General features: G+C 40.6%; 21 protein-coding genes, 1 other RNA gene and 1 other annotated feature. Of the genes, 3 read left to right on the top strand and 19 right to left on the bottom strand.

Features of this window, described 5'->3' with window-relative positions; translation table 11 throughout:
* The first annotated feature begins 35 nt into the window (after nucleotides 1-35).
* Entirely contained in the window at nucleotides 36-947 is a 912-nt protein-coding gene (locus J7E63_RS09240) for a nuclease-related domain-containing protein (RefSeq protein ID WP_215011287.1), read from the top strand.
* Between the two features lie 555 nt (nucleotides 948-1,502).
* On the opposite strand, the gene J7E63_RS09235 is transcribed toward J7E63_RS09240, so the two are convergent.
* The 5 genes from J7E63_RS09235 to J7E63_RS09215 form a co-directional block, all read right to left on the bottom strand.
* Nucleotides 1,503-2,270 carry a tRNA threonylcarbamoyladenosine dehydratase gene (locus J7E63_RS09235; RefSeq protein WP_215000702.1) on the bottom strand — a complete coding sequence of 256 codons (768 nt, stop codon included), beginning with the start codon at nucleotides 2,268-2,270 and terminating at the stop codon, nucleotides 1,503-1,505.
* A 159-nt stretch (nucleotides 2,271-2,429) separates the two neighbouring features.
* Nucleotides 2,430-2,627, bottom strand: a non-coding RNA gene (ssrS, locus tag J7E63_RS09230) — 6S RNA.
* A 66-nt stretch (nucleotides 2,628-2,693) separates the two neighbouring features.
* Nucleotides 2,694-4,463, bottom strand: a complete 1,770-nt coding sequence (gene aspS, locus J7E63_RS09225) for an aspartate--tRNA ligase (RefSeq protein ID WP_215011286.1) — start codon at nucleotides 4,461-4,463, stop codon at nucleotides 2,694-2,696.
* A 14-nt stretch (nucleotides 4,464-4,477) separates the two neighbouring features.
* On the bottom strand, nucleotides 4,478-5,749 hold the full coding sequence (gene hisS / locus J7E63_RS09220) for a histidine--tRNA ligase (RefSeq protein WP_215011284.1): 1,272 nt from the start codon (nucleotides 5,747-5,749) through the stop codon (nucleotides 4,478-4,480).
* Between the two features lie 197 nt (nucleotides 5,750-5,946).
* Nucleotides 5,947-6,188: a binding site (T-box leader), on the bottom strand.
* Between the two features lie 61 nt (nucleotides 6,189-6,249).
* Nucleotides 6,250-6,426, bottom strand: coding sequence for a hypothetical protein (locus tag J7E63_RS09215; protein WP_215011282.1), 177 nt, complete (start codon nucleotides 6,424-6,426; stop codon nucleotides 6,250-6,252).
* 167 nt (nucleotides 6,427-6,593) lie between these two features.
* Here J7E63_RS09215 and J7E63_RS09210 point away from each other — a divergent pair, with 167 nt between their 5' ends.
* A complete protein-coding gene (locus J7E63_RS09210) occupies nucleotides 6,594-8,141 on the top strand; it encodes an N-acetylmuramoyl-L-alanine amidase family protein (protein WP_215011280.1) in 1,548 nt (515 codons plus the stop codon).
* A 166-nt stretch (nucleotides 8,142-8,307) separates the two neighbouring features.
* Here J7E63_RS09210 and J7E63_RS09205 read toward each other — a convergent pair whose 3' ends face one another.
* Nucleotides 8,308-9,267, bottom strand: coding sequence for an NAD(P)H-dependent flavin oxidoreductase (locus J7E63_RS09205; protein ID WP_215011278.1), 960 nt, complete (start codon nucleotides 9,265-9,267; stop codon nucleotides 8,308-8,310).
* Nucleotides 9,268-9,347: 80 nt separating this feature from the next.
* Between J7E63_RS09205 and J7E63_RS30075 the strand changes: the two genes are divergently transcribed.
* Entirely contained in the window at nucleotides 9,348-9,473 is a 126-nt protein-coding gene (locus J7E63_RS30075; RefSeq protein ID WP_285289921.1) for a hypothetical protein, read from the top strand.
* Here the strand turns inward: J7E63_RS30075 and paaX are convergent.
* The 13 genes from paaX to J7E63_RS09140 all read right to left on the bottom strand — a co-directional run bounded on the left by paaX (nucleotide 9,458) and on the right by J7E63_RS09140 (nucleotide 21,210).
* Nucleotides 9,458-10,348 carry a phenylacetic acid degradation operon negative regulatory protein PaaX gene (paaX, locus tag J7E63_RS09200; RefSeq protein ID WP_215011276.1) on the bottom strand — a complete coding sequence of 297 codons (891 nt, stop codon included), beginning with the start codon at nucleotides 10,346-10,348 and terminating at the stop codon, nucleotides 9,458-9,460. The two genes, J7E63_RS30075 and paaX, sit on opposite strands and share 16 nt — an antisense overlap.
* A gap of 82 nt (nucleotides 10,349-10,430) precedes the next feature.
* A complete protein-coding gene (locus J7E63_RS09195) occupies nucleotides 10,431-11,207 on the bottom strand; it encodes an enoyl-CoA hydratase-related protein (protein ID WP_215011274.1) in 777 nt (258 codons plus the stop codon).
* Between the two features lie 62 nt (nucleotides 11,208-11,269).
* Nucleotides 11,270-12,472: a thiolase family protein gene (locus J7E63_RS09190; protein ID WP_215011272.1), complete on the bottom strand. Its 1,203-nt coding sequence runs from the start codon at nucleotides 12,470-12,472 to the stop codon at nucleotides 11,270-11,272.
* A complete protein-coding gene (locus J7E63_RS09185) occupies nucleotides 12,469-13,341 on the bottom strand; it encodes a 3-hydroxyacyl-CoA dehydrogenase (RefSeq protein WP_215011270.1) in 873 nt (290 codons plus the stop codon). The genes J7E63_RS09190 and J7E63_RS09185 overlap by 4 nt, the downstream gene beginning before the upstream one ends.
* Nucleotides 13,342-13,510: 169 nt before the next feature.
* Entirely contained in the window at nucleotides 13,511-15,031 is a 1,521-nt protein-coding gene (locus tag J7E63_RS09180; protein ID WP_215011268.1) for an aldehyde dehydrogenase family protein, read from the bottom strand.
* A gap of 23 nt (nucleotides 15,032-15,054) precedes the next feature.
* Entirely contained in the window at nucleotides 15,055-15,828 is a 774-nt protein-coding gene (locus tag J7E63_RS09175; protein WP_215011266.1) for an enoyl-CoA hydratase-related protein, read from the bottom strand.
* A gap of 11 nt (nucleotides 15,829-15,839) precedes the next feature.
* A complete protein-coding gene (locus J7E63_RS09170; RefSeq protein ID WP_215011265.1) occupies nucleotides 15,840-16,616 on the bottom strand; it encodes an enoyl-CoA hydratase/isomerase family protein in 777 nt (258 codons plus the stop codon).
* Between the two features lies 1 nt (nucleotide 16,617).
* Nucleotides 16,618-16,920, bottom strand: a complete 303-nt coding sequence (locus tag J7E63_RS09165; RefSeq protein ID WP_215000730.1) for an EthD family reductase — start codon at nucleotides 16,918-16,920, stop codon at nucleotides 16,618-16,620.
* Between the two features lie 17 nt (nucleotides 16,921-16,937).
* Nucleotides 16,938-17,435 (bottom strand): 1,2-phenylacetyl-CoA epoxidase subunit PaaD, encoded by a 498-nt coding sequence (gene paaD, locus J7E63_RS09160; protein WP_215011263.1) that lies wholly within the window; start codon nucleotides 17,433-17,435, stop codon nucleotides 16,938-16,940.
* A 27-nt stretch (nucleotides 17,436-17,462) separates the two neighbouring features.
* Nucleotides 17,463-18,266 (bottom strand): 1,2-phenylacetyl-CoA epoxidase subunit PaaC, encoded by an 804-nt coding sequence (gene paaC / locus J7E63_RS09155; RefSeq protein ID WP_215011261.1) that lies wholly within the window; start codon nucleotides 18,264-18,266, stop codon nucleotides 17,463-17,465.
* Nucleotides 18,256-18,615 carry a 1,2-phenylacetyl-CoA epoxidase subunit PaaB gene (paaB, locus tag J7E63_RS09150; protein WP_088089105.1) on the bottom strand — a complete coding sequence of 120 codons (360 nt, stop codon included), beginning with the start codon at nucleotides 18,613-18,615 and terminating at the stop codon, nucleotides 18,256-18,258. Before paaB ends, paaC begins: the two co-directional genes overlap by 11 nt.
* A 15-nt stretch (nucleotides 18,616-18,630) precedes the next feature.
* Nucleotides 18,631-19,587 carry a 1,2-phenylacetyl-CoA epoxidase subunit PaaA gene (paaA, locus tag J7E63_RS09145; RefSeq protein ID WP_215011259.1) on the bottom strand — a complete coding sequence of 319 codons (957 nt, stop codon included), beginning with the start codon at nucleotides 19,585-19,587 and terminating at the stop codon, nucleotides 18,631-18,633.
* Between the two features lie 294 nt (nucleotides 19,588-19,881).
* Nucleotides 19,882-21,210 (bottom strand): phenylacetate--CoA ligase family protein, encoded by a 1,329-nt coding sequence (locus J7E63_RS09140; RefSeq protein WP_215011257.1) that lies wholly within the window; start codon nucleotides 21,208-21,210, stop codon nucleotides 19,882-19,884.
* Between the last annotated feature and the right edge of the window lie 156 nt (nucleotides 21,211-21,366).

Below are 21,366 nucleotides of genomic sequence, written 5' to 3'. Positions count from 1 at the left end.
AGATTAGGTTCTATTAAAATGAGAGGGAGTGGACTATGGCATTAAAGTCTCGTTGTGAGTCGAAGGAATTAAAAATTATGAGATCTTTAAACATACGGAGTAATTTATCTCCAACAGAAAAGAAGTACTTTTTTAAGCTTGAAAAAGGATACCAAGGTGAATTGATGTTTGATCTGTTAACCGAAAAGCTTCAAGGTGATATGTTAGTAATAAACGACTTGTGCCTTGAGATTAACGACACTGTGTTTCAAATTGATACTTTAATCATTGCTCAAGATAGGATTTATCCATTTGAGGTAAAAAACTACTCCGGAGATTATTATTACGACACTGAAGGGTTCCATAAAATATCCGGGACAATTATAACTAATCCATTAGACCAGATAAGACGCAGTAAATTATTACTCCTCCAGTTGCTTCAAAATCTTGGCTATAATATACCCGTTGAACCAACCATCATTTTTATTAACCCCGAGTTTACCTTATATCAAGCGCCTCTTAACCAGCCGATTATTTATCCAACTCAGATTGATTGTTTTATGAAAAAGTTTGATGGGACACCGTCAAAACTAAATGACAGACACAATAAGTTAGCGGACCGATTAATATCTTTACATTCGAACGAATCACCCTATGCAACCCGATTACCTACTTATGAATATCGAAAACTTAAGAAAGGTATGTCTTGTAAAAAGTGCGACTCATTGATGATTTCTGGTGAGGATAATATTATTGTTAAGTGTAAAAAATGTGGGTATGTAGAAACGGTTGAATCAGCAGTACTACGTAATGTCGTGGAACTAAAGTTCCTTTTCCCAGATATAAAAATTACTACTGTTTTGGTTTATGAGTGGTGTCACGTAGTAAAGTCTAAAAAGACGATTAGAAGGGTACTAATGGAAAATTATAAAGCAATAGGGTATGGTCGATGGTTCTATTATGAATGAATAGTGGATTGTATCTTAAATTGAGAAAAACATTTATCATAAATACCCTTTCCTTCCTTTATTAATAAGTTTGGTCACTTAGTGGATCCTAAGTGACCATTTCCTTTTGCTCTTCATTTTTACAGTCACATAAAACTTAAGATGTTACCATCCCATCGTTCTTTTTACGGTTCCGGTCACGTAGACGGTTCCTACGTTACCCTAACACCCTTTTTTTCTCGGAATCGATCACGTAGAACCCTTCTACGTTACCCTCCCATCCTTCTTTTCACGGTTCCGGTCACGTAGACCCTTCCTACGTTACCCTCCCATCCTTCTTTTAACAGTTCCGGTCACGTAGACCCTTCCTACGTTACCCTCTCATCCTATTTTGAACAGTTCCGGTCACGTAGAACCCTCCTACGTTACCATCTCATCCTTCTTTTAATGATTCCGGTCACGTAGACCCTTCCTACGTTGCTTTTTCCCTTTATTCCAAGTTTAAGTTAGCGTTGAACCTTACTACGTAAAAAAATAACCCTAAACCAATAAAAGTTTAGGGCCCCACTTCAACGCTTATTTCTCATCAGATACTCGTTGGATTTTTATGCTGCTTAATAATTGTCTTACCACATAGCTTGCCATGATCAGACCTGCAGCAGATGGAACAAAGGCATTGGACGCTGGAGGCATCTGTGCTTTGCGGATAGGTGCATTTTCATTGCCGACTTCTTTTTTAATATCCTCACGAATAACTATCGGGCTTTCATCGGAAAAAACAACCGGGATCCCTTTATGGATTCTTTCCTTGCGCAGCTTCGTGCGGATGACTTTTGCGATCGGATCCGTATGAGTTTTCGAAATATCAGCAATCTTAAAACGGGTTGGGTCCATTTTATTGGCTGCTCCCATACTTGAAATAATTGGGATATTTCTCTTCAAGCATTCCTTCATTAAATGAATTTTATAGACAATCGTGTCAGAAGCATCGACAACAAAATCCAAATTATGGCTAAAAATCTGTTCATACGTCTCTTCTGTATAAAACATTTTTAATGAAATGACTTCACAATCTGGATTGATATCTTTGATCCGCTCTTCCATAATCTCTACTTTTGGTCGACCAACAGTGGAAAGCAAAGCAATCAGCTGTCGGTTGATGTTGGTAATATCAACATCATCTTTATCTATTAAAATTAACCGGCCAACGCCAGAACGGGCCAGAGCTTCAGCAGCAAAGGAACCTACCCCGCCGATACCTAAAACAGCAACCGTGCTATTTTTCATAATATCAAGGCCTTCTTTGCCGATGGCAAGTTCATTACGTGAAAATTGATGCAGCATTATGTTCACTCCCATTTATTAAATTCGTTAAGTTTCTTTTTCCCGATTAAAAATATATCATACACTCCATTAAAAACAAGTATCTTGATAGGAATAATAAAGTTGGAAAGCAAAATAAAACCTCCCGCAACGTTCAGGAGGTTGATTTTAAGCATAGAAAAGAGTCCCAATTATGCCGTCACTCTTAATTCCTTAGTTTTGATCCCGCCCTCAGCAGGTGGGTGTCCTGTTCCCGAAATTGTAAGTCCCCTTACCCGTAGTAGGGTGAGGCATTTACGCAATCAGGAAACTCTAGACTCCCGTATAAATAATGTTCGGTCAAAACTTCAGGCAACGCAACGTACATTTCAGGACTCTTCTTTGATGCTTTTATAATAGCATATTAAAAATCGGTATTCAAGTATTCATGAAAGCGATTTCCTGCTATTTTTTTACATTTAGTGACAAATTTAATTCCTTTAATTGCGCCTCAGAAACTTCACCAGGTGCGTTCGTTAACAAGCAGCTTGCACTTGCGGTTTTTGGAAAAGCAATCGTGTCCCTTAAATTCGTACTGCCAGCAAGAAGCATGACAAATCTATCAAGACCGAGCGCGATACCACCGTGTGGAGGGGTTCCATATTCAAACGCATTTAACAAGAAACCAAATTGTTCCTTTGCTTCTTCAGGTGTAAACCCAAGTACGCTGAACATCTTTTCTTGGATATCACGTTCAAAAATCCGGAGTGACCCTCCGCCTAGTTCATACCCGTTTAAGACAATATCATACGCTTGGGCACGTACTTTTGAAGGATCTGAATCTAAATACTCTAGATCTTCCCTAAACGGCATGGTAAACGGATGATGGGCAGCGTAATAACGACCATCCTCTTCATCATACTCAAGAAGCGGCCAGTCTGTTACCCATAAGAAATTGAACAAACTTGGATCAATTAAATCTAAATCTCTAGCTAGCTTTTGTCGAAGTGCACCTAAAGCATCGGCGACAACCTTCTTCTTATCAGCAACAAACAGGAGCAAATCACCTGCTGAAGCTTCAAGCGTACTCGTAAGTGCCTTTGTGTCTTCTTCAGAGAAGAATTTTGCAATCGGACCCTTAAGTCCATCTGCGTCCACTTTAAGCCAAGCAAGCCCCTTCGCGCCATACACAGCAACGAAGTCTGTTAAGGCATCAATGTCTTTACGAGAGTATTTCTCAGATGCACCTTTTACATTGATCGCTTTAACTTGCCCGCCATTTGCCACTGCAGAAGCAAACACTTTAAAGCCTGAGTCCTTGACGATTTCTGAAAGATCGACAAGCTCTAGCCCAAAACGAGTATCAGGTTTATCCGATCCAAACCGGCTCATTGCTTCGTCATAAGTCATCCGTGGGAAGGCAGCAGGTACGTCTACTCCTTTTACTTCTTTCATTAACTTCGTCATCATTTTTTCCATCATACCCATGATATCTTCTTGGCTTAAAAAGCTGGTTTCGATATCGATTTGTGTGAATTCCGGCTGACGGTCGGCACGTAAGTCCTCATCACGGAAACAGCGTGCAATTTGATAATAGCGTTCAATTCCACCCACCATAAGTAACTGCTTAAAAAGTTGTGGTGATTGTGGTAACGCATAGAATTCTCCTGGATGAACACGGCTTGGAACTAAATAATCACGTGCACCCTCAGGTGTACTTTTTGTCAAAATAGGTGTTTCAATATCTAAAAAGCCTTCACCGTCCAGGAAATCCCTGATTTGCTTTGTTACTTGGTGACGCATTTTTAAGGTTTCAAAAATCACCGGACGGCGGAAGTCTAGGTACCGGTATTTTAACCGAACATCCTCTGAAGCATCGGTTTTGTCAGAAATCATAAATGGCGGTGTTTTCGCTTCATTAATGATCGTTACTTTTTCCGCTTGCACTTCAATTTTACCTGTTTTCAAATTCTCATTGAAGGTTGCCTCATCGCGGGCTACCACAGTACCCACAATATCCAAAACAAATTCGTTACGGATCTTTTCAGCAATTTGCAACGCTTCTTTAGATAAATCAGGGTTAAACACTACTTGAACAACACCTGAACGGTCGCGAAGGTCGATAAAAATTAATCCACCTAGGTCGCGTCTTTTTTGGACCCAGCCTTTCAAGGTTACTTTTTCACCAACTGCTGATTCAGGTAATTCCCCACAAAAATATGATCTGCCAAACATAAAATATCCTCCCCTTATTCCTGCAACTCTTGGAATTGTTTAATAAAAGTTGCTAAATCGATTTCTACTTGCTCACCAGTCGCCATATTTTTCACATTAATTTTATTATTTTTAAGCTCCTCATCGCCAAGAACCGCCACAAATTTTGCTTTTAGACGATCGGCTGCTTTAAATTGAGCTTTAATTTTTCGATTTATATAATCTCTTTCTGCTGAAAAGCCTGCCCTGCGCAGCTGCTGCAACAGTCCGACCGTGTAATCCTTAGCTTCTTCCCCTAGTGCAGCCAGATAGCAATCAATGCTTTCGTTAATCGCAAGCTCGATTCCTTCTGCATTAAGAGCAGCAATAAAACGTTCGATACTTAAGGCAAAGCCTATTCCAGGCGTTTCAGGACCGCCAATTTCTTCTGCTAATCCGTTATAACGGCCGCCTCCACAAAGCGTGGTAATTGCACCAAAGCCTTCCGCATTACTCATAATTTCGAATGCTGTGTGGTTATAATAATCCAACCCGCGCACTAAGTTGGCATCCACTTCAAAGGGAATATCAAGCTGGGTTAAATAGCGCTGTAATTTTTCAAAATAATTCTTTGAAAAATCATTCAAAAACTCAAGAATCGATGGCGCTGTTTTCATTAATTCATGCTCACGGTCCACTTTACAATCCAAAATTCGGAGCGGATTTTTTTCGAGACGATTTTGACAATCATGACAAAACTCGCCGATTCTTGGTTTAAAATGATTGACTAACGCATCGCGGTGGGCGTTCCGACTTTCCTTATCACCCAAACTATTAATAATCAGCTTCAGCTTTTTTAAGCCCATTTCTTTATACAAGTTCATCGCGAGCGAAATGACTTCTGCATCGATGGCAGGGTCATTACTGCCTAAGGCTTCAATTCCAAACTGAACAAACTGACGAAACCGTCCTGCTTGTGGGCGTTCATATCTAAACATTGGCCCCATATAATAAAGCTTTACAGGCTGATTAGGCAGCCCAAACATTTTTTTCTCAACATAGGAGCGAACTACCGCAGCAGTTCCTTCTGGTCTAAGCGTGAGACTCCTCTTGCCCCTGTCTTCAAATGTGTACATTTCCTTTTGAACAATATCGGTGCTATCGCCAACGCCTCTTGAAAAAAGATCGGTATGTTCAAAAATTGGGGTGCGAATCTCCTTGTATTGGTATTTCTCACAAAGTTCTCTCGCTTTTGCTTCAATCAGCTGCCACTTTTCAACCTCTCCGGGTAAAATGTCTTGCGTTCCCCGTGGAATGCTTATTGACATAGTGGAAAACCTCCTCATTTAATCAGTTATGTAAGTATTGTGTTTAGTTCCATTAGAGTAAGCTTCGAAAGCGATACCTCGCACGAAAGAAAACCGTTAGCTTTTCTAAAGGAGAGTCCAGCGTCTAATGAACTTCGCTAAACGGACGCTTCCGCTTTTCTTTTAAACAACAAAAAACTCCCATCCCTTGTACGAATACAAGGGACGAGAGTTATAATAATCCCGCGGTGCCACCCTAGTTGAAGGCATAGACTTCATGCACTTCCTCTTTAACAGTTAACGCCTGCTACGTTCTTCTCCTACTAGAGTTGATCCTTTTTCAGAGAGAAGCCTACGGAGTGTTCCTTCATTAAGTTCCATGTAGAAATGCTTTCAGCCTAGGGCATTTCCTCTCTTTTCATGACTGTGCTTAATTACTATGCTCCATCATTGGTTATGTCGCAATATGTCATTTTATTTTATTAATATTACGGAGCATCGATGGTAATGTCAATAGTGTTTTATGATCTTTCTAAATGTTTTTTTAACTTTCTGACATCACCGATCGTTAATCCAAATTCTGATGCCAGTTCAAACGAGGTAGCCTGCTGTTCCTTTTGAATAAAATCATGAAAATCAACGCCGAAAAGTCGTCCATCCATTGACTGGATATTCATTCCCTTTTCACTCGCTCTCATTCTTAATCACCTCTGCCCTTTCTTCAATACTGATATTATTTCCACTCTTCGTGAAAAACTTGCATAATCAATAAGTATTTCTCAATTTATTGGACAATATTAGCAATTTAGGAATGATTTTCAGCTTTTAATACGTTAAAATTGAATTAATAGAAAAGGAGGGTGTTATGGTCAAGAAGTATAGTTTATTGCTATTATCTATTATTCTTGTTTTTGGAGCCTTCCTGCCTCAAGGGAAAAGTGTAGCAGCGACAGGTTCCATTACTATTTCCTCCGATTTAGTCAATGTCCGCGGCGGCCCAGGCTTGAGTTATCCCCTTGTAAAAATAGCCAATCGGGGCGAGAAGTATCAGATTGTAAAGGAGCAAGGGGATTGGATTCAAATTCAATTGTCATTTGGTAAAACTGGCTGGTTAGTTAATTGGCTAGTCACAAAAGATAACGATTTCCAACAAGAAAGTAAACCAGAAAGTACTGCTTCGAAAAATAATACAGGGATCGTCAATGGTGATACATTAAACATAAGACGTGAACCCTCCACATCGAGTCCCGTTATTGGGAAATTAACAGGTGGGACAAGCGTAACCATTTATTCTAAACAAAAGAATTGGTTAGAGGTTGGCTTTTCTAATGTAAGGGGATGGGTCAGTACTGAGTTTATTGACAGCCAATCATCAAGTGCTCAAAATGGCACGACTCAAAACGAAAAGACTACCAGTACCGTCACCGGAACCGTAACAGCGAATAGTCTTAGTGTTCGCTCAGCGGCCTCATTAAATTCAAACCTCATTGGGACTGTAACCTATGGTTTAAGTTATAAGATAGTAGAAGAGAAGAATAACTGGGCAAAAATAGAATACAAGACTGGTAGTTTCGGATGGGTTGCGGGATGGTATCTTGATAAAAAAACAGTGAAATCCCAATCTGGACAAGCTGTGAAGGAAAGTATCATTACGATAATACATAACGGGACAAATATCCGAATAGAACCAAATGTGCAGTCAGGTGTCCTCGAGCGTGCAAATAAGGGCAGTAATTATCCCGTTAAAAGGGTAATTAATGACTGGTATGAGATTAAGCTGAAGAACGGAAAAACAGGGTATGTAGCTGGCTGGCTTGTTTCCATTAACGGAACGAAACAACAGATTGAAAAGCCCGGAGCCGAATTATATCTTAAAAATAAAACCATTGTTCTGGACCCAGGACATGGCGGAGTGGATAAAGGGGCTACTGGAGCGAGCGGAACATATGAAAAAGAGCTTACACTTAGGACATCCCAGCTTTTATCTAATAAATTAATAGCCGCAGGAGCCAATGTCTACGTAACGAGAAAAAATGATTCTTACTTACAACTCGCTGCTCGAGTGAATATGGCAAGTAATTACAAGGCGGATGCTTTTATCAGCCTTCATTACGATAGTAATTTAGATCGCAGTATTCGAGGAATGACTGGCTTTTATTATCATTCCTATCAAAAAGCCCTGGCTGAATCCATTTTAACATCAACTATTGGACAAACAAAATTGAATAACCGTGGGGTGCGTTTTGGCGATTTCCATGTGATCCGTGAGAATAGTCAAAAAGCCGTTTTAATAGAACTTGGCTATCTAAGTAACCCGGAAGAAGAAATGACGATAAAATCAAGTGGATTCCAAGAAAATGCCGCTTCTGGTTTGTTTAATGGATTAGCCAGATTTTTTAAAGAGAATGAATAAGAGCCTTGGAAGGTTTCTACAAATTCCTCGATAGTATAAGAAATTCAAACAAGCACACGACAATAACGTGTGCTTGTTTTGTTGTGGGCTACCGAGACTGCTCCACCCATAATTTGGATCGCCTATAGGCTCCATTATCCAGGTTCGTAAAACAATTAGAATGTAATTATAACATCACAGTAAAGCTGCTTAATCGATCTTCCATTTGTTTTTTAGCATCAATCATCATTCTATCGAGCAGTTCTTTCACGGTTGGAATATGTTCAATGAGTCCGGCCACCTGCCCGCTATTCATGAAACCATTCTCAGCATCTCCCTGGATCGCACCAGCAATGTGATGGTCCTCTGATGTCATTTCGAGGTATTGTTCTGAAGCCACTCCACTTCGTTCCGATTCGATAATGCTATCAGCATATGGTGCTTTTAAAACGCGTCTTACTTGTCCGACTGACCGGCCTAAAATAACGGTTTCGTTATCCCCAGCATCAAGAAGCCTTTGCTTATAGGTTGAATGAAATGGTGCTTCTTTCGTTGCTATCAAGCGGGTACCTAACTGTACGCCAGCTGCTCCGAGCATCAAAGCCGCTGCCAGACCTTGACCATTTCCAATTCCACCCGCTGCCACAACCGGGATTGTGACATGGCGGCTTATTTGTGGAATGAGCGTAAATGTGGTTAATTCCATACTTGAATTAATACCGGCTGCTTCAAACCCTTCTGCCACCAATACATCTGCTCCTGCAGCCTCTGCCTTTTGAGCTTGTTTGACCGACGCGACAACCGCAATTACTTTTATGCCTTTTTCATGCAGGAGTGGAATAAAAGGAGCAGGATTGCCAGCCGATAATGAAACAATTGGTATTTCATGCTTAAACACAAGTTGAATCATTTCTTTTGTATAAGGACTAACATTAATTGGTATATTCAATGCAAAACTGTTATTCGTTTTATCTTTCGTTTCAAGAATAATGGCTTCGACCTGCTCAAGGGTCATCGTTCCACATCCTATCGTACCAAGACCTCCAGCTTCAGATACAGCAGCCGTAAGTTGAGCATTGCTTATATTCCCCATTCCCCCCTGAATGATTGGATATTGAATAGAAAAAAGCCCGCAAATATATTTCATTTTTTCAACCCCCTATTAATTTCATGTTATACTATAATCAATAGAAAAACAATTCTGATTTTTTAAAAGGAGCGAAAGAAATGATCATCCCATTCAATAAGCCCCTTGGCGCTGAAGCTAGACAACACGGAGCTGCGGAACAAAAAAAGCTGCCTCGAAAGTCTTCCATTAAAGACTTTTGGGGCAGCTTTTATTTTTTTGAATGAATAATTAAAGGATGATTTTTCGCGTCATAGGAATGATCCTTTCTGCGCAAATCATTATCCGCTTCAAAGACATTTTCAAAAAACCTGCTAGCTGGTTCCGCTAAAAGTTGATAATACTGACTAAACAGCAGCGCCGCATGATTACCACTCCACATTGGCGGTAAAAGTTCCTTTGGCAGACCTGGATCAATGAACAGAAATTTTCTGTATTCATGAACAAGATTTGTTCTCTCTACAAAGCACTCTGAGTCGGACATTTCTCCTTTGCTTAGCACACTTTGATGTACAATGAATTGCTTACTGTACTTTGAGATAAACTCCTCATACTTATTCTCGATTTCCTCAAGCGGCCAGCTTTTTTCCACAAGGGATTGACTATCTTTTGGCCCTTTATAGTCCGAGACGAAGAAATCAACGTATTCACTAATATCATACTTTTCGATTAAAAGATTCACTTCTTTTTCAAGGTTATTCGGTGAAATCCAGCAGGCATTAGAGAAACTGCCAAATCCACTCCACAATAGTTCCTGTCGAAGCTCATCACGAATCTGCCGTTTTTCTTCCGGAATCGAATACATTAAAATACGCCATTTTCTGTCCCATTCATGCGGGTTCAGTTTAAAAATTCGGTTGGCGGCCTCATCCATCCGGGAAACACCTCGTTCAGTCAAAAAGTAAAAACTTTTGTTTCCCTGCTTTTCTGACTGAATCCACCCTTGCTTCACCATTCGCGAAACAGCGACACGAACGCCCTGTTCATTATGCCCAAACTCTTTCAATAAACGAACCAAGCTGCCAATCCAAATTTTATTTCCATAGTGACGTAAATAATCTCCATAAATGGTGAAAATCATCGATTGTGTGTTTGCACCCATAACCTCTTCACTCTTTCTTTTTCCCTGTCCCTTACAAATTTTGAACGAGACGTTTTTTTCTATTATATCATAAACGTCAATATCATCTCCCTGAAAATTGAGGTATTCTCCGCTCACTAAATGCATCGAGCGCCTCGATTCGGTCTTCTGTTGGAATCGTCAGTTCATACGCTTTCGCTTCAATTGCAAGCCCCGTCTGTATATCTGTGTTCATTCCCTGAGTAATCGCATATTTCGCCTGTTTTAATGCAACAGGCCCGTTTTTCATCATGTTTGCCGCAAATTGTTTACACTCTTCAGAAAGCACATCACGCGGCACCACTTTTAATACAATACCAAGGTCGAGCGCCTCCTCAGCTGAGATTTTTTTCGCCGTTAAAATTAATTCTTTGGCCTTCATTTCACCAATCAGTCGTGGAAGGCGCTGTGTTCCGCCTGCACCCGGAATGATTGCCCAGCTCGTTTCGGTCAACCCCATGGATACACCTTGTGCCGCAATCGCAAAGTCACACGACAGTAGCCACTCAAATCCTCCGCCCAGCGCGTAACCATTAACCGCTGCGATTGTCGGCTGCGGCAAGCTGGCAATACTATTAAACACATCACGAATCGCTTTTACATTTCTTCTTACCTCTGACTCATTTAAGGTTTTTCTTTCTTTCAAATCAGCACCGGCACTGAATGCTTTTTGGCCGGATCCTGTAAAAATAACAACGCGTACCTCAGGATTTACATGAATGGAATCAACAGCCTCCTGCAGTTCACGAAGTGTATCATAGTTAAAACAATTCAATACGTCCGGTCGGTTTACTGTTACATATCCGATATGACCTTTCACTTCATATAATACATTTCCCATAAAAAATTCCCTCTCCTTTTTAAAATAGAGCCCTCTCGTATTCGAGACAGACTCTGTAGTTCCTACTCTATATTTTCAATAATCGCTGCTATCCCCTGACCGACTCCTACACACATTGTCGCCAGTCCATATTGAACATTTTGTTTTTTCATTTCATATAAAAGCGTCGTCAAAATACGGGCTCCGCTTGCACCAAGTGGATGTCCAAACGCAATAGCACCGCCGTTTACATTGACCTTTTCCTGATCAAACTCAAGCTGGCGTATGCATTCCAGCGACTGTGAGGCAAAAGCTTCATTTAGTTCTACAAGACCGATATCGTTTACCGATAAGTTTGCCCGATCAAGCGCTTTTCTCGTTGCATAAATTGGACCAAGGCCCATAACCGCAGGCTCAAGACCAGCAACCGCTCCAACCACATATTTTGCAAGGGGCTTCAAACCAAGTTCCTTTGCTTTATCCGCACTCATTAATAACAAAGCGGATGCACCGTCATTTACTCCGGATGCATTACCAGCTGTTACTGTGCCGCCTTCAAAAATCGGGCGCAGTTTAGCAAGTTTTTCAATCGTTGTATCTGGACGTGGATGCTCGTCTTGATCGAAGACAACCTCGTTTCCTTTCCGATCATGAAAACGAACGGGTACAATTTCTTCCGCAAAACGATTGGATTCCATTGCTTTTTTTGCCCGCTGTTGGCTTTGAAGTGCAAACTGATCCTGATCTTCCCGTGAAATTGAGCAGCGTTGCGCCACATTTTCAGCTGTCTGAGGCATGGAATCTGCTCCATACATCTCTTCTAGCTTTTTATTCGTAAATCGCCATCCAATCGTTGTATCCTGAAGCTCCATCGATCCCCGAGGGAAGTCACTCTCAGGTTTTGCCATGACATATGGTGCTCTTGTCATACTTTCCGTTCCCCCTGCGATGTAAATATCGCCTTCCCCTACAGCTATAGATCGTGCAGCATACATAACCGCATCAAGTCCTGATCCGCACAAACGATTAATAGTAGTTCCACCAACGTTGACTGGAAGACCAGCTAAAAGTGCGGACATTCTCGCTACATCTCGGTTATCCTCTCCTGCCTGATTCGCATTTCCGAAGATGACATCTTCAATTTGTTCTGGCGGCAGCCCTGGATTCCGCTCTGTCAGCGCTTTAATGACAATTGCTCCGAGATCATCTGGACGTACACTTTTTAATGCTCCTTTATACTTCCCGATAGGTGTTCTTACCGCATCAACAATGACAACGTCCCTCATTTTCCCACCAGCTCTTCAATTTTTGTATAGTCGTACACACCTTTACCAGACTTGCGGCCCAGCCTTCCCGCTTTTACATACTGTTCAAGAAGTGGCGCTGGACGGTATTTTTCACCAAGTTTTTCATGTAAATATTTTAAATTATTTAAACGGGCATCTAGTCCTACTAAATCCCCCAGCTCAAATGGGCCCATCGGAAAATTCAATCCTAGCTTGATTGCTTTATCAATTTCTTCAGGTGTTCCTAACCCTTCTTGAAGCATATAGAATGCTTCATTCCCAACCAGGCAGCTGATCCGGCTTGTTACAAAACCAGGAAATTCGTTTATGACCACTGTCTCTTTCCCCATCTTCTCAGCAACCTGTTTTATGACTGCTGCTGTTTCATCACTCGTTTCGAGGCCGCGTACAATTTCGACTAGCGGCATTTTCTGTACAGGATTGAAGAAATGCATCGCAATCGTTTTTTCAGGACGCTTTCCATAAGAGCCAATTTCTGTCGGGCTCATAGTGGAAGTATTAGTAGCAAAATAGCAGTGATCCTGTGCATGTTCTTCTATTTTTTCAAAAACAGCTTTTTTAACTTCTGCACGCTCTGGAACGGCCTCTATAATTAAATCAGCTTTAATAGCAGCTTCTTTTAAATTGGAAGAATATAATAATCGACTTTTTCCTGCATCCGCTTCTTCAGAAGTGATTTTTCCGTAACGTACACCTTTTTCAAAAATAATATCAATCTCTTTTTTCGCGCTGTCTAAAGCAGATGGATTCACATCTACTAATGTTATGTCAAATCCTCCGGTCGCTCCTACATAGGCGATCCCTCTGCCCATTACTCCAGAGCCTACGACTACTATGTTTGTAATCATCTAACTTTCTCCTTCCACATAATAGAGGCTGGCTGCGATAGAATCAGATTAGCATCCAGCTATACCCGAATGATTTTTCTGAAATATGTTTCAGCCAGCCTTTATTCACTATTTTGTATCTCGGTTTAATATCCATCAACAGCAGGCCCCTGATAGAAGTTTCACCTTATTAAATGCCGAAAGGATTTAATGGGCGGCTTCCATAATAGGAAATAAAACTTTTTGTTTCAGTATAAAGATCTAATGTCTCAATACAAAGCTCCCTTCCGAACCCTGATTGTTTATAACCGCCGAAAGGTGTTCCTGGGAAAGCTGAGAATGGGCAGTTTACCATGACAATCCCTGCTTGGATTTGGTTACCGACACGAGTTGCACGGGCACCATCTTTTGTCCAAAGAGCAGAACCAAGACCAAACTCTGTGTCATTTGCTAGTCTAATTGCCTCTTTTTCATCTTTGAACTTCATGATTACAACAACTGGTCCAAAGATTTCTTCTTTCACTACTTTCATATTGTGATTTACATTACCAATGACCGTCGGCTCATACCAATAACCGCCTTCGAATCCTTCAACTACAGCCGGCTTTCCACCCACTAAGATTTCAGCTCCATCTGCAATAGCTGATTGAACATAACTATCAACAACATCTAATTGACCTTGATCGATAACTGATCCAACATGTGTTTCTTTATCTAATGGATTTCCTAATTTAAGCTTTTTCGTTTTTTCTACGAATCTAGTAACAAATTCATCATAGATATCCTCGTGCACGTATAAGCGAGATCTCGCCTCACAAGATTGTCCTGTATTATAGAAAATACCGAATAGTGACCCATCTATAGCCGCTTCAATATCAGCATCCTCGAACACGATATTCGGAGATTTCCCGCCAAGCTCCAATGTTACACGCTTTAATGTTTTAGAAGCCTTGCCCATGATATCTCTACCAATTGGTGTAGAACCTGTGAAAGCGACTTTATTTACATTCGGATGTTCAACAAGATAATTTCCAACGTCAGAACCAGAACCAGGAATAATATTAACAACTCCCGCAGGAACTCCTGCTTCAATACAAATTTCCCCTAAAACAATGGCAGTTAACGGAGTTAATGAAGCTGGTTTCACAATGACAGAACATCCAACCGAGATTGCAGGTGCAATCTTCCACGCCGCCATCATCAATGGGTAGTTCCAAGGAATAATTTGTGCACATACACCTACAGGTTCTTTCTCTGTATAGTTATGGAATTGACCTGCCATATTATTTACGGAGCCACTATGTCCTACAATGGCACCTGCATAAAATTCAAAAACTTCAACAGCTTGCATAACTTGACCTTGTGCCGCTGAAATGGATTTACCACTATTTAAGACTTCTAATTCGACTAATTCATTAAAACGGGAACGCATAATTGACGCAATTTTATTTAAAATTCGAGAGCGTTTATTAACAGGTGATTTTTTCCATTTCCCGTTTTCGAAAGCCCCAAGAGCTGCTTGTACTGCTCTTTCAGCATCTTCTTGTGTAGCTTTTGCAACCCTGGCAATGATTTCACCAGTGGCAGGATTGTAAGCATCAATAGTGGCTCCATTAGAACTTTCCACTCTTTCACCATTAATAACTAGATGGTAATAATCACGCTTCATTTCTACTTTTTCAAAAGTTGCTGCTTCTTGTACTTTTACCATTTCATCCCACTCCCTTTTTTATGTTACTCACCAATAAATTGAGCTTTGCGTTTCTCTGTAAATGCCGTTACCCCTTCAACATAATCTTTCGTTAAGCCGGCAATTCGTTGTCCTTCCGCTTCTTCTTTCAAATATTCTTCAAAAGAAATATGGTAGGAGGCTTCTAAATATCTTTTGATTAAGCCGATTGCTTTCGTTGGTCTGCTGGCAATATTTTCTGCAAAGGCTGTCACTTGTTCGTTCCAGTCCTCTACTCCGATTACTTTTGTAGCAAGACCCATTTTTTCTGCCTCAGCAGCAGGTACTTTTTCTCCCAATACAGATAGCTCTAATGCCTTTGCATGACCCACAATTCGTGAAAGGAAATACAGATTACCCGAATCAGGAATTAACCCAATATTGACAAAGGCATTTAGAAAGCTTGCTTTCTCAGAGATAAGACGGAAATCGCAGGCTAATGCCAGACTGAAGCCTGCCCCTGCAGCCACACCGTTTACTGCTGCAATAATTGGTTTTTCACAACTGACGATTTCCTTCATCATCGGACCGTAATCGTCACGGAGCATTTGCCCTAAATTCATGCTGTCATCCACATCTGCTAAGTCTTGACCGGAACAAAAGGCCCTTCCTTCTCCGGTAATGACAATCGCACGCACCTCATGAGACTTTGACGAGTGTTTAATTACCTTTTGGATTTCTTTATTCATTTGTGATGTAAAAGCATTCAGTTTATCAGGTCGGTTTAGACTGAGCCAAGCTACCCCGTTTTCAATCCGAAAAGTAATTGTTTCGTACATAGCATAACTCCTTATCTGCCTGTAAAATTAGGCTTTCTTTTTTCTACAAACGCTTCCATGCCTTCCTTTTGATCTTCAGAAGCAAAGAGCAAGTAGAAATTCTTTCTTTCATATTGCATTCCTTCATATAAGGAGTAATCCACTGCCTTATTAACAGAGTCTTTGATTATTCTGACTGCTAAAGGCGGCTGTGCCGCAATCTTTCTTGCAAAGCCAATTGCTTCCTCCATCAATAATTCAGGTGCGACAATTTTATTAATAATGCCATATTTTAAGGCTGTTTCTGCATTGATTCTTTCGGCGGTCAAGATCCATTCAAGTGCCTTTGTTTTACCCACTAGCTTCGTCAGTCTTTGTGTCCCTCCTGCTCCAGGCATAACTCCAAGTGTTACTTCTGGAAAGGAAAACAGTGTATCTCCAGCAGCTATAAGTAAGTCACATGATAAGGCAAGCTCAAAGCCACCGCCGAATACAAAGCTTTTGACTGCACCAATGATAGGCTTTTTAACGAAACTTAACCGGTCCCAATCAGCAAATTGATTCAACAATTCCAATCTAACAGGATTGTCATTGGCCATCTCATCAATATCCGCTCCAGCAGAAAATGCTTTTCCATGACCGGATAATAAGATTACTTTCACTTGGGTATCACGGTCGAATTCTTCTGCTGCAGAAACAATTTCACCGACCATCGTCCGGTTCAGCGCATTCAATTGTTTCGGTCGGTTCAAAGTGATAAAGCCTATCCCATCCCCAATTGATGTCTCAATAAATTGAAACTCGTTCATTTTATACTTCCTCACCGATCATCATGGTTACGAGTTTCCCAGCAAAACCCATCAAGTCTTTTCCTGATGCTTTTCCTTCAGGGGAACGCATACCTTGTTGAAGTGCTTCATGATTTTCATAATACATTTCGCATAGAATGTGATATTCAGAGTCTTTCCCCATTGGTGTTCCGACTATTTTCGTAACGACCATTTTTTGAAGACCTGGGATTTTTTCTGTGATAGGACCGTGAACACTGAAATAATGTTCATCAAATTCTTCTTTATTTTCCGGCTGCTTATATAGAGCAATTAACTTTACCATTTTATTTCCTCCGTATTTTACATAAATTTAATCATTGGTTTCATTGCTTCAAATGGGTTTTTACATGATTTGCAATATAAAATGCTGCGGCACGCTGTTGGTCCGAATATGTTTTCCATCGTGACATACGTGGATTCACAATACGGACAATCTATATGCCACGATCCATCTTCTTTCATTTGTCGAGGGGGAGGGGAGATTCCGAATACCTTTAGTCCCGCTTTCCCCTTTTCCGTAATCCGGTCAGATGTCCAGGATGGGGAACGTAGGAATTCTACGCTCACTCCTTCAACGCTTGGCAGCTGTTTAACGGCTGTTTCAACATTTTTTTGAATGATAGACAAAGCTGGACACCCTAGAAAGGTAGGCAGTATTTTTACTGAAACATCTGATCCTGATATCTCCACATTCTCCACCATTCCTAAATCTAGAATGCTGACTGTATTAATTTCAGGATCTTTTACGTTTTCCAGTAGTTTATATATTTCTTCTGATGTTAATAACACGGTAGACATAGTCCCCCTCCCCCTTTTCCTCTTGTATTACCAGGTAGCTGCTTTATTACTAGCGTATACTTCACTTAAAGTTTCGAGTGCCTTCTCTAAATCCTCTGTGTGCTTCCCATTTCGTCCATCTCCTTGAGCCATTCCTACTTCAATGGGTCCTTGGAGCCCAACACTTTTCAATACAGGTGCAACGGCCTGATTCCACTTATTCAGTAAAACCGCTTCGCTTTCAATTAAACCTTGTTGCACGATTTTATTTCGATGTTCTCCAAGAGAGAAAACACCTTGAAAATCTTGCAACGTTTTTTCAATAGCTGCTTTCATTCGGGAAACAGCTTCTTCATGACCTGAACCTAAAAGTTGAACGAACCATGTTTTCCAGTGCATTAAATGATAGTAAAGTTCCATTTGCACCTTTGCGGCAACTTCAGCCAGCGGCTCATATGAACTTGAATGTAGTGATTGAATCTTAATCATTTTAGCTTGGGTATAAAAATAATTTCGTACAACTGCAAAAGCCCAATCATAATCCGGTTCTTCCATATAATAGCCAGGTCCATTAGCGAGTTCCAAGATAATCGCATTACGCCTTGCATTCGCTGGACGGTCATGGGCTAGCTGATTTGCATTCCCTTCACCGAGTTCTTCTAACAATTGATAGAATATGGCCGCATGACCCATTGTATCTTGGGTGATGGAGGAAGTTGCTACGTCTTCTTCAATGTGAGGAGCGAGACCCAGCCATTCAGATCCACGATAGGAATGGATAAAATCATCGTCTGCTAGTTGAAATAGCAACTCTTTAATTGCCGTATTCTCTACTGATGAATTATTTGCCATTTTTTACGCCTCCTGCCCAAGATAAAATTTCCTTCTCATCAAGCATTTCTTGTTCATATTTCCGCCATTTTTTCTTTAAATAGCCATACCCTTTTGTTGTGCGGTATTCTTTATTATCTAAACGTTGAAGCGTTTTCTTTTCTTCCGAAGTCATTTTACGTATATTCTGACGTTTCACAACCCAGATATCATCCACTGCTTCACGTCGCATAAAGTTTTCCTGTGCCATCAGGATCGCAATATCCTCATTTGGTGCGAGCAAGCTAAAATGATATTGTACTGGTGCAGTTGGGGTCTTGCGGCTAAATACTTCAAACTCTTCAAAATATGATTCTTGCCTAGTTTCCATGTTCCTTCCCCTCCCTTAGACAGTCTTTGGTGACAATGCTTCACGTACCCACTGGTTATTTTTGTAAGAAATTCTTCTAAGATTCAAGCGCTCTTGTGAACGAGGTCCTTCATTTCTAGCAATCTTCTTCAATTTATTCCAGTCAGGCTGTTTATAAATCCATTTTCCTGTTTCTTCATCAAATCGCAGCGTTTCATCCGGAATGGTAAAACCAAGTGAATGTATCCGCTTAATATACTTGCTAAAGAAAGATTGACGAAGTCCTTCATTCGTGCCCGTTCTGATTCTATACTTTAAGGTAACATCTTGTTTTGAAGCACCCATTTCATTCTTGCTTGGCGGTCCGAAGAAAAGCAGCAAAGATTCCCACCAATAATTAAGGGCATCTTGCACCATTTGTCTCTGTTCTTCTGTCCCTTCAGCTAAAGCCATAATAATGGCTTCTCCGTGTTGAGCGTGGAAAACCTCTTCTGCACAAATTCTGTGTAAGGCACGGGCATATGGACCGTAAGATGCACCAAGCATATCCGTTTGGGTGATAATGGCCGCTCCGTCAACTAACCAGCCAATCAGCCCTGCATCTCCCCATGATTTAGCTTCCATATGGAAAACATTATGGAACTTTAAATCCCCAGTAAAAAGATCCTGCATCAGATCGTCCCGCTTTTTTCCATATGGTTTCAATAAATCTTCCGCCACACGAAGCAATAATTGTCCGTGTCCCATTTCGTCTTGTACCTTCGCCATAATCCCAAGTTTTCTATGCAAAGTAGGAGCTTTCGGTACCCATTCCTTTTCAGGAAGTGCTCCCATTATTTCGCTCATACCATGCATGGAAATTAATTTGATTAATGTATTCCGATATTCATCTGGCATCCAATCATCTGCTTCAATTTTATCTCCAGCTTCGATCCTAGCTATAAATTGCTCCAGCTTTTCCTGTTCTGTTATTTCATTTAAAAGAACGCTCATTTCAAATCCCCCTTTTCTCAAAAACAATATAACGTTTATTTAACGTAATTATATTTTATTGTTATATAAAAAGCAAGAATATTGCGTCATTTTTTTAAAATAAAAGAATGGGCGATACTCTCCTTTATTTCAACGATACTTTGAACCGTGACGACTCCACTTTAATCGATTGTGGGCACGGTGCAGCTTCACCAGAAATTTTTGATTACAATGACAAGGGAATGGCATTTGTTCTTCTTGACGAAAATGAAGGAACAGCATGCATCATTCCCTGCTGGGATAATGACAGATTCATTATACGCTGATCATAGCACTTTTTCGCTTATCAACAATACGAATGGCCTTTCCTTCAGAACGCGGGATGCCTTTTGGAATGTTGACAACGATATCCATCGTCACTAGACATGTGTTTTTCATATGGTGCTGGACCGTCTTCTTCAATTTCTGAACATTGGCATGTGTTAAGTCTCCATCAATTCCAGTATAGAAATCGCTTTCAATTTCAACATGTAATTCAACACTGTCCATTGCACCTTTCTTAACAAGGTGAATCTGATAATGAGGAACGAGTCCCTTCACTTGCAACAATGCCCGTTCAATTTCAGAAGGGAAAACGTTTACACCTCTGACAATGAGCATGTCATCTGTTCTGCCTTTTACCCTGGACATTCTCGTTGTCGTACGTCCACATTTACATTTTTCTCGGGTAATAGCGGCAAGATCCCCAGTTCGATAACGAATTATTGGTAGGGCTTCCTTCGTTAAGCTAGTAAAAACCAGTTCTCCAACTTCTCCATCTGCTACCGGTTCGAGTGTATCTGGATTAATCACTTCAATCAGGAAATGATCATCTGCGATATGAAGTCCATCCTGTGCTTCATGACATTCTATCGCAACACCCGGTCCCATAACTTCACTTAGGCCGTAAATATCAACCGCTTTCAATTTTAGTTTCTTTTCAAGTGTCGCTCTCATTTCTTCCGACCAAGGCTCAGCGCCAAAAATACCATATTCAATTCCATTATCAGCAGGGTCTATCCCCATTTCTTCCATCTTTTCAGCCATATTTAGAATATAAGATGGCGTTCCGCAAATACCCCTCGGTTTCAAATCATTAATAAGTGTAATTTGCCGATCTGTGTTTCCCCCTGAAATTGGTAATGTTGCAGCTCCTAGCTTTTCTGCTCCGTAATGAAGACCAAGTCCGCCTGTAAACAATCCATAGCCATAGGCGTTATGAAAAATATCAGATTTCCGGCCACCTGCAGTGACAATTGCACGGGCAACCATTACGGACCAGTTTTCAATATCATTTTTTGTATATCCTACAATTGTCGGCTTTCCACTCGTTCCAGACGATCCATGAACGCGGACAACCTCATCCATGGGAACTGCAAATAGACCGAATGGGTATTGCTCACGAAAATTCTGTTTTTTGGTAAATGGAAGCTTTGTCACATCGCTTAGCTGTTGAATATCTTCTGGCGTAATACCCAGTTCATCAAATTTCTCTTTGTAAAATGGTACATTCTCAAATACATCTCTAACCGTTTTTTGAAGACGTGCCAGCTGCAAACTTTCCATTTCAACACGGGTAGCAGTTTCAATTTCTGGATTGTACATTGTTTCAGTCCCCCTCATTTGCTTTTCATTGTTCCCGAAATCACATAACGGAATTAAAACGAAAATAAAAAATCTAGTAATATACTTTTTCAGATTAATACGACATTTCCACGTTGTCAATAGTGTTAACTTTGAATTTTAATAGAAAATATAAAA

This window comes from Bacillus sp. ISL-75 (assembly GCF_018613095.1).
The sequence above is the reverse complement of the archived record's forward strand: the minus strand, read 5'-3'. Positions and strand labels throughout refer to the sequence as shown.

Bases quoted from the DNA above. Each gene is read 5' to 3' on its own strand.
- paaD (WP_215011263.1), bottom strand. From the start codon at position 17,435: ATGTCTACCGTGTTATTAACATCAGAAGAAATATATAAACTACTGGAA.
- hisS (WP_215011284.1), bottom strand. From the start codon at position 5,749: ATGTCAATAAGCATTCCACGGGGAACGCAAGACATTTTACCCGGAGAG.
- paaA (WP_215011259.1), bottom strand. From the start codon at position 19,587: ATGAGCGTTCTTTTAAATGAAATAACAGAACAGGAAAAGCTGGAGCAA.
- J7E63_RS09165 (WP_215000730.1), bottom strand. From the start codon at position 16,920: ATGGTAAAGTTAATTGCTCTATATAAGCAGCCGGAAAATAAAGAAGAA.
- J7E63_RS09190 (WP_215011272.1), bottom strand. From the start codon at position 12,472: ATGAGGGACGTTGTCATTGTTGATGCGGTAAGAACACCTATCGGGAAG.
- J7E63_RS09240 (WP_215011287.1), top strand. From the start codon at position 36: ATGGCATTAAAGTCTCGTTGTGAGTCGAAGGAATTAAAAATTATGAGA.
- paaX (WP_215011276.1), bottom strand. From the start codon at position 10,348: ATGGGTGCAAACACACAATCGATGATTTTCACCATTTATGGAGATTAT.
- J7E63_RS09180 (WP_215011268.1), bottom strand. From the start codon at position 15,031: ATGGTAAAAGTACAAGAAGCAGCAACTTTTGAAAAAGTAGAAATGAAG.
- J7E63_RS30075 (WP_285289921.1), top strand. From the start codon at position 9,348: ATGATCATCCCATTCAATAAGCCCCTTGGCGCTGAAGCTAGACAACAC.
- J7E63_RS09140 (WP_215011257.1), bottom strand. From the start codon at position 21,210: ATGTACAATCCAGAAATTGAAACTGCTACCCGTGTTGAAATGGAAAGT.
- J7E63_RS09175 (WP_215011266.1), bottom strand. From the start codon at position 15,828: ATGTACGAAACAATTACTTTTCGGATTGAAAACGGGGTAGCTTGGCTC.
- J7E63_RS09185 (WP_215011270.1), bottom strand. From the start codon at position 13,341: ATGATTACAAACATAGTAGTCGTAGGCTCTGGAGTAATGGGCAGAGGG.
- paaB (WP_088089105.1), bottom strand. From the start codon at position 18,615: ATGGAAACTAGGCAAGAATCATATTTTGAAGAGTTTGAAGTATTTAGC.
- J7E63_RS09235 (WP_215000702.1), bottom strand. From the start codon at position 2,270: ATGCTGCATCAATTTTCACGTAATGAACTTGCCATCGGCAAAGAAGGC.
- J7E63_RS09215 (WP_215011282.1), bottom strand. From the start codon at position 6,426: ATGAGAGCGAGTGAAAAGGGAATGAATATCCAGTCAATGGATGGACGA.
- J7E63_RS09195 (WP_215011274.1), bottom strand. From the start codon at position 11,207: ATGGGAAATGTATTATATGAAGTGAAAGGTCATATCGGATATGTAACA.
- paaC (WP_215011261.1), bottom strand. From the start codon at position 18,266: ATGGCAAATAATTCATCAGTAGAGAATACGGCAATTAAAGAGTTGCTA.
- aspS (WP_215011286.1), bottom strand. From the start codon at position 4,463: ATGTTTGGCAGATCATATTTTTGTGGGGAATTACCTGAATCAGCAGTT.
- J7E63_RS09210 (WP_215011280.1), top strand. From the start codon at position 6,594: ATGGTCAAGAAGTATAGTTTATTGCTATTATCTATTATTCTTGTTTTT.
- J7E63_RS09205 (WP_215011278.1), bottom strand. From the start codon at position 9,267: ATGAAATATATTTGCGGGCTTTTTTCTATTCAATATCCAATCATTCAG.
- J7E63_RS09170 (WP_215011265.1), bottom strand. From the start codon at position 16,616: ATGAACGAGTTTCAATTTATTGAGACATCAATTGGGGATGGGATAGGC.